Origin of the sequence: Microlunatus kandeliicorticis, from assembly GCF_014137855.1 — a bacterium.
In the GTDB taxonomy this organism is placed as follows: domain Bacteria; phylum Actinomycetota; class Actinomycetes; order Propionibacteriales; family Propionibacteriaceae; genus Microlunatus; species Microlunatus kandeliicorticis.
Genome location: NZ_JACGWT010000005.1, coordinates 172,905 through 185,351, shown reverse-complemented (window position 1 = coordinate 185,351; position 12,447 = coordinate 172,905). Strand labels below are relative to the sequence as shown.

Annotated in this window: 10 protein-coding genes; 9 read left to right on the top strand and 1 reads right to left on the bottom strand. The window is 72.3% G+C overall.

Annotated features, from left to right (window positions below; translation table 11 throughout):
- Window positions 1-59 precede the first annotated feature (59 nt).
- The 4 genes from aceB to FHX74_RS15505 all read left to right on the top strand — a co-directional run bounded on the left by aceB (window position 60) and on the right by FHX74_RS15505 (window position 5,007).
- Entirely contained in the window at window positions 60-1,658 is a 1,599-nt protein-coding gene (gene aceB, locus FHX74_RS15520) for a malate synthase A (RefSeq protein ID WP_182561107.1), read from the top strand.
- A gap of 10 nt (window positions 1,659-1,668) precedes the next feature.
- The gene (locus FHX74_RS15515) at window positions 1,669-3,051 is read left to right on the top strand and encodes a DUF6986 family protein (RefSeq protein ID WP_220484055.1); all 1,383 of its coding nucleotides are present in this window, start codon (window positions 1,669-1,671) and stop codon (window positions 3,049-3,051) included.
- Window positions 3,048-3,956, top strand: coding sequence for a bifunctional allantoicase/(S)-ureidoglycine aminohydrolase (locus FHX74_RS15510; RefSeq protein ID WP_328823854.1), 909 nt, complete (start codon window positions 3,048-3,050; stop codon window positions 3,954-3,956). Before FHX74_RS15515 ends, FHX74_RS15510 begins: the two co-directional genes overlap by 4 nt.
- A gap of 64 nt (window positions 3,957-4,020) precedes the next feature.
- On the top strand, window positions 4,021-5,007 hold the full coding sequence (locus FHX74_RS15505; protein ID WP_182561106.1) for a hypothetical protein: 987 nt from the start codon (window positions 4,021-4,023) through the stop codon (window positions 5,005-5,007).
- On the opposite strand, the gene FHX74_RS15500 is transcribed toward FHX74_RS15505, so the two are convergent.
- Window positions 4,970-5,740, bottom strand: coding sequence for an SDR family oxidoreductase (locus FHX74_RS15500; protein WP_182561105.1), 771 nt, complete (start codon window positions 5,738-5,740; stop codon window positions 4,970-4,972). The two genes, FHX74_RS15505 and FHX74_RS15500, sit on opposite strands and share 38 nt — an antisense overlap.
- A 124-nt stretch (window positions 5,741-5,864) precedes the next feature.
- Between FHX74_RS15500 and uraD the strand changes: the two genes are divergently transcribed.
- The 5 genes from uraD to aceE all read left to right on the top strand — a co-directional run bounded on the left by uraD (window position 5,865) and on the right by aceE (window position 12,303).
- Window positions 5,865-6,422, top strand: coding sequence for a 2-oxo-4-hydroxy-4-carboxy-5-ureidoimidazoline decarboxylase (gene uraD, locus FHX74_RS15495; protein WP_182561104.1), 558 nt, complete (start codon window positions 5,865-5,867; stop codon window positions 6,420-6,422).
- On the top strand, window positions 6,419-6,754 hold the full coding sequence (gene uraH, locus FHX74_RS15490) for a hydroxyisourate hydrolase (RefSeq protein WP_182561103.1): 336 nt from the start codon (window positions 6,419-6,421) through the stop codon (window positions 6,752-6,754). The genes uraD and uraH overlap by 4 nt, the downstream gene beginning before the upstream one ends.
- An 83-nt stretch (window positions 6,755-6,837) precedes the next feature.
- Window positions 6,838-7,791: a factor-independent urate hydroxylase gene (pucL, locus tag FHX74_RS15485; protein WP_182561102.1), complete on the top strand. Its 954-nt coding sequence runs from the start codon at window positions 6,838-6,840 to the stop codon at window positions 7,789-7,791.
- A 109-nt stretch (window positions 7,792-7,900) separates the two neighbouring features.
- Window positions 7,901-9,472 (top strand): nucleobase:cation symporter-2 family protein, encoded by a 1,572-nt coding sequence (locus tag FHX74_RS15480; RefSeq protein ID WP_182561101.1) that lies wholly within the window; start codon window positions 7,901-7,903, stop codon window positions 9,470-9,472.
- A 146-nt stretch (window positions 9,473-9,618) separates the two neighbouring features.
- Window positions 9,619-12,303 (top strand): pyruvate dehydrogenase (acetyl-transferring), homodimeric type, encoded by a 2,685-nt coding sequence (gene aceE / locus FHX74_RS15475; RefSeq protein ID WP_407941494.1) that lies wholly within the window; start codon window positions 9,619-9,621, stop codon window positions 12,301-12,303.
- The last annotated feature ends 144 nt before the right edge of the window (window positions 12,304-12,447 follow it).

Sequence of the window (12,447 nt, the reverse complement as noted above, 5' to 3'; positions counted from 1 at the left end):
GGCGTCGGCCGACCGCCGGCGTCCCCGCACCCGACCCGCGACCGACGAATGAGGCGAGAATGAGCATCGAGGTCACCGACCCGCACCCGATCGACCGTGCCGAGGAGATCCTCACCGACGAGGCGCTGGCCTTCCTGGAGAAGCTGCACCGCACCTTCGGGGCGCGCCGCGACGACCTGGTCGCCGCCCGCAGGGGCAACCGGCTGGAGGCGTCCCGGTCGGGCCGGCTCGAGCTGCTGCCGCACACCGTCGACGTGCGCAACGGCGACTGGCAGGTCGCGCCCGCCCCGCCCGCGCTGCAGGACCGCCGGGTCGAGATGACCGGCCCCGCCTCACCGGCCAACATGGCGATCAACGCGCTGAACTCGGGCGCCAAGGTCTGGCTGGCCGACCTGGAGGACGCCGGGCACCCGCGCTGGTCGAACGTGATCGACTCGATCCTCAACCTGCGCGACGCCGCCCGCGGCACGCTCGCCTTCACCAACGCGCAGGGCAAGTCCTACGCGCTGCGCACCGACGCCCCGCTCGCCGTGGTGGTGATGCGGCCGCGCGGCTGGCACCTGCCCGAGGACCACGTCCGCGTCGACGGCAAGCCGACCGTGGGGGCGCTGACCGACTTCGGGCTGCACTTCTTCCACCTGGCCCGCACGCTGATCGAGAACGGGCACGGGCCGTACTACTACCTGCCCAAGATGGAGAGCCACCTCGAGGCGCGGCTGTGGAACGACGTCTTCACCTTCGCCGAGGCCGAGCTGGGGATCGAGCACGGCACGGTCCGGGCCACGGTGCTGATCGAGACCATCCCGGCCGCCTTCGAGATGGAGGAGATCCTCTACGAGCTCCGCGAGCACGCCTCGGGGCTGAACGCCGGTCGCTGGGACTACCTGTTCAGCATCATCAAGTACTTCCGCGACGCGGGCAGCCGGTTCGTGCTGGTCGACCGCGCCGACATCACCATGACCGCGCCGTTCATGCGGGCCTACACCGAGCTGTTGGTCCGCACCTGCCACAAGCGCGGTGCGTTCGCGATGGGCGGGATGGCCGCGTTCATCCCCAGCCGCAAGGACGAGGCGGTCAACGCCGCCGCCTTCGAGAAGGTGCGCTCCGACAAGTCCCGCGAGGCCGCAGACGGCTTCGACGGCTCTTGGGTCGCCCACCCCGACATGGTCGAGCTCTGCGCCGAGGTGTTCACCGAGACGCTCGGCGACAAGCCCAACCAGCTCGACCGGCTCCGCGAGGACGTCCGGGTCGACCCCTTCGAGCTGCTCGACATCTCCTCGGCCCAGGGCGCCAACACCGAGCAGGGGCTGCGCAACAACCTCGAGGTCGCGCTGGTCTACATCGCCACCTGGCTGTCCGGGAACGGGGCGGTGGCCATCCACAACCTGATGGAGGACGCCGCCACCGCCGAGATCAGCCGGTCGCAGGTGTGGCAGGAGATCCACAACAAGGTGATCCTCGCCGACACCGGCGAGACGGTCAGCCGCAAGCTCGTCCAGCGGCTGCTCGACGAGGAGGCCGGCAAACTCCAGCAGAGCGTCCCGGCCGACACCTGGGAGAAGTACTACGTCCCGGCGAAGAAGCTGCTGGCCGACCTGTGTCTCGGCGAGGACTTCGTCGACTTCCTCACCCTGCCCGCCTACGAGCTGATCAAGTGAGCGCCACCGGATGACCCCGACCCCCACGCCGACCGCACCGCGTCCGGGACGCCCGCAGCCCGACGCGGCCGTACTCGACCCGGCCGTGCTCGCCGCGGCCGACGCCCGGCTGGCCGGCACCGACGCGCTGCTCGCCACCGCCTACCCGGGCGAGGACGGCAGCCGGCAGCCGGTGCACACGGTCTACGTCCCGGGCCACCGGTTCGACGCCGGCACCGTCGCGGCGTGGGGGGAGCAGGCCCGCGACGCCGTCGCCCGGTTCGGCGGTGCCGAGGCGATGACCGCGGCGCTCGGGCTGGGGGAGCGCTCCGCCGCGGTGGCGTCCCGGATCGACGCCAAGCTGGCCCGCGAACCGATCGAGGACCTGCGGATCGACTTCGAGGACGGTTACGGCCCGCGCCCGGACGAGGACGCCGAGGTGGTCGCCGCGGCCACCGCCCTGGCCCGGACCGTGAACGACGGCACCGCGCCGCCGTTCGTCGGGATCCGGTTCAAGTGCTTCGAGGCCCCGACCCGGCACCGGGGGATCCGGACGCTCGACCTCTTCCTCGGCACCCTGCTCGAGCACGGTCCGCTGCCCGACGGGCTCCGGCTCACGCTGCCCAAGGTCAGCACCGTCGACCAGGTGGCCGTGATGGTCGACGTCTGCGCGGCGTTCGAGCAGACGGCCGGGCTGCCTCCGGGCCGGCTCGGCTTCGAGATCCAGGTCGAGACCCCGCAGCTCATCCTGGCCGCCGACGGCAGCTGCCCGCTCGCACCGGCCCTGCACGCCGGCGGCGGCCGGGTCACCGGCCTGCACTACGGCACCTACGACTACAGCGCCTCGCTGCAGATCGCCGCCGCCCACCAGTCGATGGAGCACCCGGCCGCCGACCACGCCAAGCAGGTCATGCAGCTGGTCGCGGCGGGCACCGGCGTCCAGCTCTCCGACGGCTCGACCAACGTGCTCCCGGTCGGTTCGCGCGACCAGGTGCTGGCGGCCTGGCGTCTGCACCACCGACTGGTCCGGCGCTCGCTCGAGCGCGGCTTCTACCAGGGCTGGGACCTGCACCCGGCCCAGCTGCCGACCCGGTACGCGGCCAATATCGCGTTCTGGACCGAGGACTTCGACGCCGCCGCGGCCCGACTGGCCGCCTACGTCGGGCGGACCGGCGGCGGCGTGCTCGACGAGCCGGCCACCGCCCGGGCGCTGGCCCGCTACCTGTACCGCGGGTACCAGTGCGGAGCCACCGACGCCGAGCAGCTGACCGCCGCGACCGGGCTGGGCCCGGACGCGCTCGGTGCGCTGGCCCGGCCCCGCTCGGACACCGAGAACGTCGACCTTCCCCCGACGGGCCGGGCGACCCCGGGCGCCGCCGGCGCCGACCCGACCGACCAGGAGGACCACCGGTGAGCACCGACCGTCCGGACCGCCCGCACGCCCACCCGCACGCCTACCCGCACGGCGCGGCGCCCGGCCGGACCACCGAGCACGGGGCCTACTACACCCCGACCGGTGGCATGCCGGGCTGGAACGACCTGGTCACCGACCGGGCGGTGGTCACCACCTCCTACGCGGTGATCCCGCGCGGGTGCCTGCGCGACATCGTCACCAGCTTGCTGCCGTTCTGGACCGGCACCCGGCTCTGGGTGCTGGCCCGGCCGCAGACCGGGTTCGCCGAGACGTTCTCGCAGTACCTGGTCGAGGTGGCCGCCGGCGGCGGGAGCGACCGGCCGGAGACCGACCCCGACGCCGAGACGGTGCTGTTCGTGGTCGACGGCACGCTCGAGCTGACGCTGGACGGGACGAGCCACCCGCTGCCCACCGGCGGCTACGCCTATCTGCCGCCGGCGGCGGACTGGACGCTGCACAATCGCGGCGGCGCGACCGCCCGGTTCCACTGGATCCGGAAGAACTATCAGCGCGTCGACGGTCTGGACGCGCCCGATCCGGTGATCACCGAGGAGTCGGCGATCACCCCGGGCCGGATGCCCGAGTGGGGCGAGCGCTGGTCGACCACCCGGTTCGTCGACCCCGACGACCTGCGGCACGACATGCACGTCAACATCGTCAGCTTCGAGCCCGGTGGGCTGATCCCGTTCGCCGAGACCCACGTGATGGAGCACGGGCTCTACATCCTCGAGGGCCGGGCGGTCTACCGGCTCAACGACGACTGGGTCGAGGTGCAGGAGGGCGACTTCCTGTGGCTGCGGGCGTTCTGCCCGCAGGCCTGCTACGCCGCTGGCCCGGGCCGGTTCCGCTATCTGCTCTACAAGGACGTCAACCGGCACATGCCGCTCGGCCGACCGTTCGGCTGAGCCCTCCGGACGACCCTCCCGGACGAGCCCGGGAACCGCTCCGGCGCGGTGGCAGACTGGCGTCGTGACGAGCGCGGCCGGTGAGCTGGGGACGGGTCTGACCCCCGTTCTCGGGACGCCGGTGGAGCTCGGTCCGGGCGACCCGGGGCTGCCGGTCGACCCGCAGCTCCCGGCCCGCGCACCGCTGGTCGGCGACCCGGCCGAGCGCCGGCTGCACCGGCAGGTGTGGGCCGACCTCCGCTGGGCCTTCCGGCCCCCGTGGAACTGGCTGGCCGGGGTGGTGATCAACCTCGTGCTCGGCGCGCTGTGGCTGTTCGTCGACCCGCTGCACCACGGCGACCGGCGGGCCTGGGCGGTCATCGTCGGCAGCTACTTCGCGGTCTGGGTGCTGGCCGACGTCACCACCACCAACGTGCTCGGCGCGGACGCGGTCCGGGTGACGGCCCGGCTCCGTCACGGCATCCCGCTGCGCCGCATCCTGCTGGTCAAGAACCTGACGCTGCTGATCATCGTCGGGCTGCCCACGCTGCTGCTCACCGGTGGGATCGCGCTGGTCGACAGCCACCACGCGGTCGCGGTGCTGTTCACCGGGCTGGGGGTGCTGTTCCCGATCCTCACCTGGCTGGGGATCGGCAACCTCGTCTCGGTGGCCATGCCGGTGGCGGCGCTGCCGTTGCGGCAACGCTGGATCAACCGGCGCGACCGCTGGCGGACGCTGCGCTGGGGCGTCGCGCTCGGGCTGCCCTACGCGCTCTACGCCCTGGTCAGTCCGGTGAGCGACCTGCCGCGGCTGATCGACGACAACACCGTGCTGCACATCCACGCCCACGGGGCCCGGGCGATCACCATGGCCGTCACCGGGCTGGCCTTCTGGGTGCTCGGCACCGCGCTCGGGCTGCTGGTCGCCCGGCACCGCGCGGTGCGGTTCGACGACCTGCCCGACGAGTGGCGCGAGGAGCCGCTGGTCCGCACCCTGGCCAAGATCCGGCTCGACCTGGCCACCCTGCTCCGGCTCAGCCGCGACCGACGAAGGGCATCCCGGCTGCCGTGATGACGAGCGAGTTGACGCTGGTGGACAGCGGCAGCTCGACCATCCAGCAGACCGCCTCGGCCACCTGCGCGACGTCGAAGGTCGGCTCGACCATCCGGGACCCGTTGGGCTGCAGCGCCCCGACGTCGTCGCCGATGCCGCTCATCATCTGGGTGGCCGCGTTGCCGATGTCGATCTGACCGCCGCGCACCGAGAACGGCCGGCCGTCGAGCTCGATCGACTTGGTCAGCCCGGTGATCGCGTGCTTGGTCGCCGTGTAGGCCACGCTGGCCGGTCGCGGCGCGTGCGCCGAGATCGACCCGTTGTTGATGATCCGGCCGCCCTGCGGGTCCTGCCGCTTCATGATCCGGACCGCGGCCGCCGCGCAGAGCATGGAGCCGGTCAGGTTGATCGCCACCACCTGCTGCCACGCGTCGTGGTCGACCTCGTCGACCGCGCCGGAGGCGCCGATCCCGGCGTTGTTGAACAGCGCGTCCACCCGGCCGAACCGGGCCTCGACGGCGGCGAAGCCGGCCTCCACCGAGGCGGGGTCGCTGACGTCCATCGGCACCGTGAGTCCGGCGCCACCGGCCGCGACCCCGTCGCCCTCGAGGGTCTCGGTCAGCGGCTCCGGGCGTCGTCCGGTGACCGCCACCCGGTGCCCTCGGGCCAGCAGGGCCCGCGCCGCGGCGCGTCCGATCCCGCTGCCGCCCCCGGTGACCACCACGACCTGGGACTGTGGTCGCTCCGCCATCGCTGCTCCCTCGCTCGCGACCGTCCGCCCGGCGTCCGGTCCTTGACAGAAGACTGGAACCACTCCAAGATGTCGTCATGCGGAAGATCACTTCCGCGATACGGAATCAGTGAGGTAGCTCCTGATGGTCACTCTCGCAGACTTCAACGCGGCGGCCCCCGACCGGGCCGCCTCCGTGCTCCGGCCCTGCCTCGACGTCGACCGCTGGATCGCCGAGGTCGTCGCCGGTCGCCCGTACGCCGACACCGACGCCCTGACCGCCACGGCCGCCGCGGCCGCCGACCCGTTGAGCGCGGCCGAGGTCGAGAGCGCGCTGGCCCACCACCCGCGGATCGGCGAGCGGGCCGCGGGGGAGAGCGCCGAGGCCGGCCTGTCGCGTGGGGAGCAGGCGGGTCTGGACACCGGCGGCGACGTGCCGCGACGATTGCGGGAGGGCAACGCCGCCTACGAGCGGCGCTTCGGCCGGGTGTTCCTGATCCGGGCCGCGGGCCGGAGCAGCGAGGAGATCCTCGCCGAGCTCGACCGCCGGCTCGGCAACGACGACGAGACCGAGGCCGCCGAGACCGCTGAGCAGCTCCGCCAGATCGCCCTGGTGCGGCTGCAGGGTGCCGTCGGCGGCGGACCCGACGACGGACCGCCCGCCCCGGACCAGCGAACGGACCAGCGAACGGACCCCCGATGAGCCTGATCACCGCGCACGTCCTCGACGCGGTCGGCGGCGCGCCGGCCGCCGGGATGACCGTCGAGCTCCGCCGCGCCGACGCCGCCGGGTCCGACGCGCCGCTCGCCACCGCGCTCACCGACGCCGACGGCCGGGTCCGCGAGCTCGGCCCCGAGACGCTCGAGCCGGGCGCCTACGCGATCACCTTCGGCACCGGAGCCTGGTTCGCCGACCGCGGCACCCCGACCTTCTACCCCGAGGTCCGGGTGCTGGTCGCCGTCGGAGCCGACCCGCACTACCACGTCCCGCTGCTGCTCAGCCCGTTCGCCTACTCGACCTACCGCGGCAGCTGACCGACCACCCACCCGCCGCCCGACCCGCCCGACCCGCCCGACCCGCCCGACCCGCCCGACCCGCCACACCCGAGGGAGCAGACATGACCGACACCGTGACCGACCGCACGGATTCCGGCACCGCGGGCCGGCCCGCCGCGGCGGCCGAGGTGGAGCTGACCGCCAACCAGTACGGCAAGGCGGGCAACCACGTCGTCCGGATCACCCGGGACGCCGACCGCGGCGCCGGCGCCCGGCACCGGATCGAGGACCTGGTGGTCACCTCGCAGCTGCGCGGCGACTTCGAGGCGGCGCACACCGAGGGCGACAACGCCCACGTGGTCGCCACCGACACCCAGAAGAACACCGTCTTCGCCTTCGCCCGTGAGGGGATCGACACCCCCGAGCAGTTCCTGCTCCGGCTCGGCCGGCACTTCACCGAGAGCTTCGGCTGGGTCACCGGCGGCCGCTGGGCGGCCGAGCAGACCCTGTGGGCCCGGATCAACGACCACGACCACGCGTTCTACAAGGCGGGTCCGGAGACCCGCACCGCGGTGGTGGTCAAGGACGGCGACACCGAGACCGTCATCGCCGGCTTCCACGGGCTCACCGTGCTCAAGTCGACCGAGTCCGGGTTCGTCGGCTACCCCCGCGACCGCTACACCACGCTGGCCGAGACGACCGACCGGATCCTGGCCACCGATCTCGCCACCCGGTGGCGCTACAACACCACCGAGGTCGACTACGACGCCACCTACGCCGCGGTCCGCGAGACGATCCTCGCCACCTTCGCGGCCGGCTACTCCAAGGCGCTGCAGCACACCCTGTTCCAGATGGCCGAGTCCGTCATCACCGCCAACCCGACCATCGACGAGATCAAGTTCTCCTGCCCCAACAACCACCACTTCCTCTCCGACCTCAGCTTCTGCGGTCTGGACAACCCCAACGTCGTCTACCACGCCGCCGACCGGCCCTACGGGCTGATCGAGGCCACCATCGCCCGCAAGGGCGCACCGAGCGCCGAGGCCGCCTGGGTCGGCATCGCCGGCTTCTGCTGAGGCCCCGCGCGTCAGAGCCCCGCCAGGTCCGCCGGCGCCCGCCGGCGGTCGTTCCCGCACACCCACCCGGCCGGACGCCGGCCACCGCACACCCGAAGGCAACGACGCCATGACCTCTGCGCCGCCCGCAGTCCCGACCGCCCCGCGCCGGTTCGGCCGCCCGGCCCGCTCGGGCCGACCCGAGGACGAGTACCTCGGGCTCGGCCGCAGCCTCGCCTACGGCGCCCAGCACGTCCTGACCATGTACGGGGGGATCATCGCCCCGCCGCTGATCGTCGGCGGCGCGGCCGGGCTGCCCAGCGACCGGATCGCCCTGCTGGTCGCCTGCTGCCTGTTCATCGGCGGGCTGGCCACCGTGCTCCAGTCGTTCGGGCTGCCGTTCTTCGGTTCGCAGCTGCCGCTGGTCCAGGGCACCTCGTTCGCCGGGGTGGCCACCATGGCCACCATCGCGGCCGGCGGTGCCCGCGACGGCAGCGGTCTCCCGGTGGTGTTCGGTGCGGTGCTGCTCTCCTCGGTGATCGGGCTGCTGCTCACCCCGTTCTTCGCCCGGGTGATCAAGTTCTTCCCGCCGGTGGTCGCCGGGGTGGTGATCACCTCGATCGGGCTGAGCCTGTTCCCGGTGGCCGCCAACTGGGCGCTCGGCAACGACAGCAAGGCGCCCGGGTACGGCTCGACCGGCAACATCGGGCTGGCCGGGCTGACCCTGCTGATCGTCATCGTGCTCAGCAAGGTGGGGGTCGCGGCGATCTCGCGACTCTCGATCCTGCTTGCGATCGTGCTGGGCACGGTGATCGCCGCGGTGCTCGGCCGGGCCGACTTCTCCGGCGTCGGCACCGGGCCGGTGGTGGCCTTCCCGACCCCGCTGGCCTTCGGGATGCCGCGGTTCGAGCTGGCCGCGACGGTCTCGCTGCTGATCGTGGTGCTGGTGGCGATGACCGAGACCACCGCCGACATCCTGGCCGTCGGCGAGATCGTCGGCACCCGCGTCGACAAGCGCCGGATCGGCAACGGGCTGCGCGCCGACATGCTGTCCTCGGCGATCGCCCCGCTGTTCAACGGCTTCCACCAGACCGCCTTCGCCCAGAACGTCGGGCTGGTCGCCATCACCCGGGTCAAGAGCCGGTACGTGGTCACCGCGGGCGGGCTGATCCTGCTCGTCCTGGGGTTGCTGCCGGTGCTCGGCCGGGTGGTCGCCGCGATCCCGTACCCGGTGCTCGGCGGAGCCGGGCTGGTGCTCTTCGGCACCGTCACCGCCTCGGGCATCCGGACGCTGGCCAAGGTCGACTACGAGGGCAACCTCAACCTGGTGATCGTGGCCATCTCGCTCGGGGTCGGTCTGATCCCGGTGGCCAGCCCCGACTTCTGGGACCGCTTCCCGGGCTGGTTCCAGGTCATCTTCCACTCCGGGATCAGCTCGGCGGCCCTGATGGCCATCGTGCTCAACCTGGTCTTCCACCACCTCGGCGGGACGCCGCGGTCCGACCCGTCGGTGTTCGCCAAGGCCCCCGTCCGCAGCGTCCGCTACGAGGACCTGACCACCCTCGGGCAGCTCCGCGAGGGGGACCGGATCACCGGCGGACGCATCGTCGATGCGGACGGGAATAATGTTCCTGTGGTGGACGCCGCCGGTTCCGTGGTGGACTGTCGGGTCTGCGACACCGCGAAAGACCAGCCGCACTGATCGCGATCCGACCAGCGGGCTGCCGAGCAGAGGAGTCAGTCGACACCGTGACCGCCGTATCCGACGCACGCACCAACGGCTCAGCCAAGCCGGTTCTCCCGGGGCAGCAGCCCGAGCCCGACCGGGCGGGGCAGGACCCGGAGGAGCTGTCCGAGTGGCTGGAGTCGGTCGATGCGCTGATCGCCAGCCGCGGCGCGCAGCGGGCCGAGGAGATCATCCGGGCGGTCGCCGCCCGCGCCACCGCGTCCGGGCTGCCCTCGGTCGCCCCGGTGACCACCGACTACGTCAACACGATCCCGCCCGAGGACGAGCCGGACTTCGCCGGTGACGAGGCGCTCGAGCGCCAGTTCCGCAAGCTGCTGCGCTGGAACGCGGCCGTGCTGGTCCAGCGCGCCCAGCGCCCGGACATCGCGGTCGGCGGGCACATCTCCACCTACGCCGGCGCGGCCACCCTCTACGAGGTCGGGCTCAACCACTTCTTCCGCGGCCCGGACCACCCGGGCGGCGGCGACCAGGTCTTCTTCCAGGGCCACGCCTCGCCCGGCATGTACGCCCGCGCCTTCCTCGAGGGCCGGATGAGCGAGGCCGACCTCGACGGCTTCCGGCAGGAGAAGTCGAAGGCTCCGCACGGCCTGAGCTCCTACCCGCACCCGCGGCTGATGCCGGACTTCTGGCAGTTCCCGACGGTGTCGATGGGCATCGGTCCGATGAACGCCATCTACCAGGCGCAGTTCAACCGCTACCTGCACAACCGCGGCATCAAGGACACCTCCGACCAGCACGTCTGGGCCTTCCTCGGTGACGGCGAGATGGACGAGCCCGAGTCCCGCGGCCTGCTCCAGCTGGCGGCCAACGACGGTCTGGACAACCTGACCTTCGTGATCAACTGCAACCTGCAGCGGCTCGACGGTCCGGTCCGCGGCAACGGCAAGATCGTCCAGGAGCTCGAGGGCTTCTTCCGCGGCGCCGGCTGGAACGTCATCAAGGTGCTCTGGGGCCGCGAGTGGGACGACCTGTTCGCCCAGGACAGCTCGGGTCAGCTGGTGCGGATCATGAACGAGACCCCCGACGGCGACTTCCAGACCTACAAGGGCGAGTCCGGGGCCTACGTCCGGGAGAACTTCTTCGGCAAGACCCCGGAGACCAAGGCGCTGGTCGACAGCTACACCGACGAGCAGATCTGGGGCCTCAAGCGCGGCGGCCACGACTACCGCAAGGTCTACGCCGCCTACCACGCCGCCACCAGCCGGCAGGGGATGGCGGCCGGCCGGCCGACGGTGATCCTGGCCAAGACGGTCAAGGGCTACGGGCTCGGGGCGCACTTCGAGGCGCGCAACGCGACCCACCAGATGAAGAAGCTCACCAAGGACGACCTCAAGGCGTTCCGGGACCTGATGAACATCCCGGTCACCGACGCCCAGATCGACGAGGACACCTACGGCGTCCCGTACTACCACCCGGGGGCGGACTCCGACGTGGTGCAGTACGCGGTCGAGCGGCGCCGCAAGCTCGGCGGGTTCGTCCCCGAGCGCCGGCACGCCACCTCGACCACGCTGCGCGCCGACGACAAGGTCTTCGAGGGGATCCGCAAGGGCTCGGGCAAGCAGGAGGCGGCCACCACGATGGCCTTCGTCCGGCTGCTCCGCGACCTGATGCGGGACAAGGACTACGGCGCCCAGGTGGTGCCGATCATCCCCGACGAGGCCCGGACCTTCGGGATGGACAGCTTCTTCCCGAGCGCCAAGATCTACAACCCGCGCGGCCAGCACTACACCTCGGTCGACCGGGCGCTGCTGCTCAGCTACAAGGAGTCCGAGCAGGGCCAGATCCTGCACGCCGGGATCAACGAGGCCGGCTCGGTGGCGGCGTTCACCGCGGCGGCGACCAGCTACGCCACGCACGGCGAGCCGATGCTGCCGGTCTACGTCTTCTACTCGATGTTCGGCTTCCAGCGCACCGGTGACGGGCTCTGGGCGGCGATGGACCAGATGGCCCGCGGGTTCGTGATCGGGGCCACCGCCGGCCGCACCACGCTGACCGGCGAGGGCCTGCAGCACGCCGACGGCCACAGCCCGCTGCTCGCCTCCTCGAACCCGGCGATGAAGATCTACGACCCGGCCTACGGGTACGAGATCGCGCACATCGTCCGGGCCGGGCTCGAGCAGATGTACGGCCCCGACACCCCCGACGACCAGCGCGACGTCATGTACTACCTGACGGTCTACAACGAGCCGATGGTCCAGCCGGCCGAGCCCGAGGGCGTCGACACCGAGGGCATCGTCCGCGGCATCCACAAGGTCGCCGGCGACGACGGCGACGGCCCCAAGGTGCAGCTGATGGCCTCCGGTGTCGGGGTCCCGTGGGCGCTCGAGGCCCAGAAGCTGCTCCGCGACGACTGGGGGGTCAGCGCCGACGTCTGGTCGGTGACCTCCTGGGTCGAGCTCCGGCGCGACGCCCTGGCGGCCGAGCGGCACAACTGGCTGCACCCGGACGAGGAGCGGCGGACCGGCTACCTGGCCGAGAAGCTGGCCGGCGCCGAGGGACCGGTGATCGCCAGCTCCGACTACGCCACCGGGGTGCCGGACCAGATCCGCGGTCTGTTCCCGAACCCGTACCACGTGCTCGGGGCCGACGACCACGGCTTCTCCGACACCCGCCCGGCGGCCCGGCGCTACTTCACCATCGACAGCCACTCGATCGCCGCCAAGGCGGTCCAGGCGCTGGCGCAGGAGGGCAAGCTCCCGGCCGAGGCGGCTGCCGAGGCGGTCCGCAAGTACGACCTGCTCGACGTCAACGCCGGCACCTCCGGCAACGCGGGCGGCGACGCCTGACGTCGTCCCGCACGGTCTGACGCGACCGGCCCGGGCCCTGCGGCCCGGGCCGTTCGTCGTCCCGGCGGTCGCGCGCGAGCCGGTAGGCTGGTCGCCGACCACGACAGCGGCGTCGACCCATCCGCCCACCCTCACCGAGGAGTT

Bases quoted from the DNA above. Each gene is read 5' to 3' on its own strand.
- aceB (WP_182561107.1), top strand. From the start codon at position 60: ATGAGCATCGAGGTCACCGACCCGCACCCGATCGACCGTGCCGAGGAG.
- FHX74_RS15515 (WP_220484055.1), top strand. From the start codon at position 1,669: ATGACCCCGACCCCCACGCCGACCGCACCGCGTCCGGGACGCCCGCAG.
- FHX74_RS15500 (WP_182561105.1), bottom strand. From the start codon at position 5,740: ATGGCGGAGCGACCACAGTCCCAGGTCGTGGTGGTCACCGGGGGCGGC.
- uraD (WP_182561104.1), top strand. From the start codon at position 5,865: ATGGTCACTCTCGCAGACTTCAACGCGGCGGCCCCCGACCGGGCCGCC.
- uraH (WP_182561103.1), top strand. From the start codon at position 6,419: ATGAGCCTGATCACCGCGCACGTCCTCGACGCGGTCGGCGGCGCGCCG.
- pucL (WP_182561102.1), top strand. From the start codon at position 6,838: ATGACCGACACCGTGACCGACCGCACGGATTCCGGCACCGCGGGCCGG.
- FHX74_RS15480 (WP_182561101.1), top strand. From the start codon at position 7,901: ATGACCTCTGCGCCGCCCGCAGTCCCGACCGCCCCGCGCCGGTTCGGC.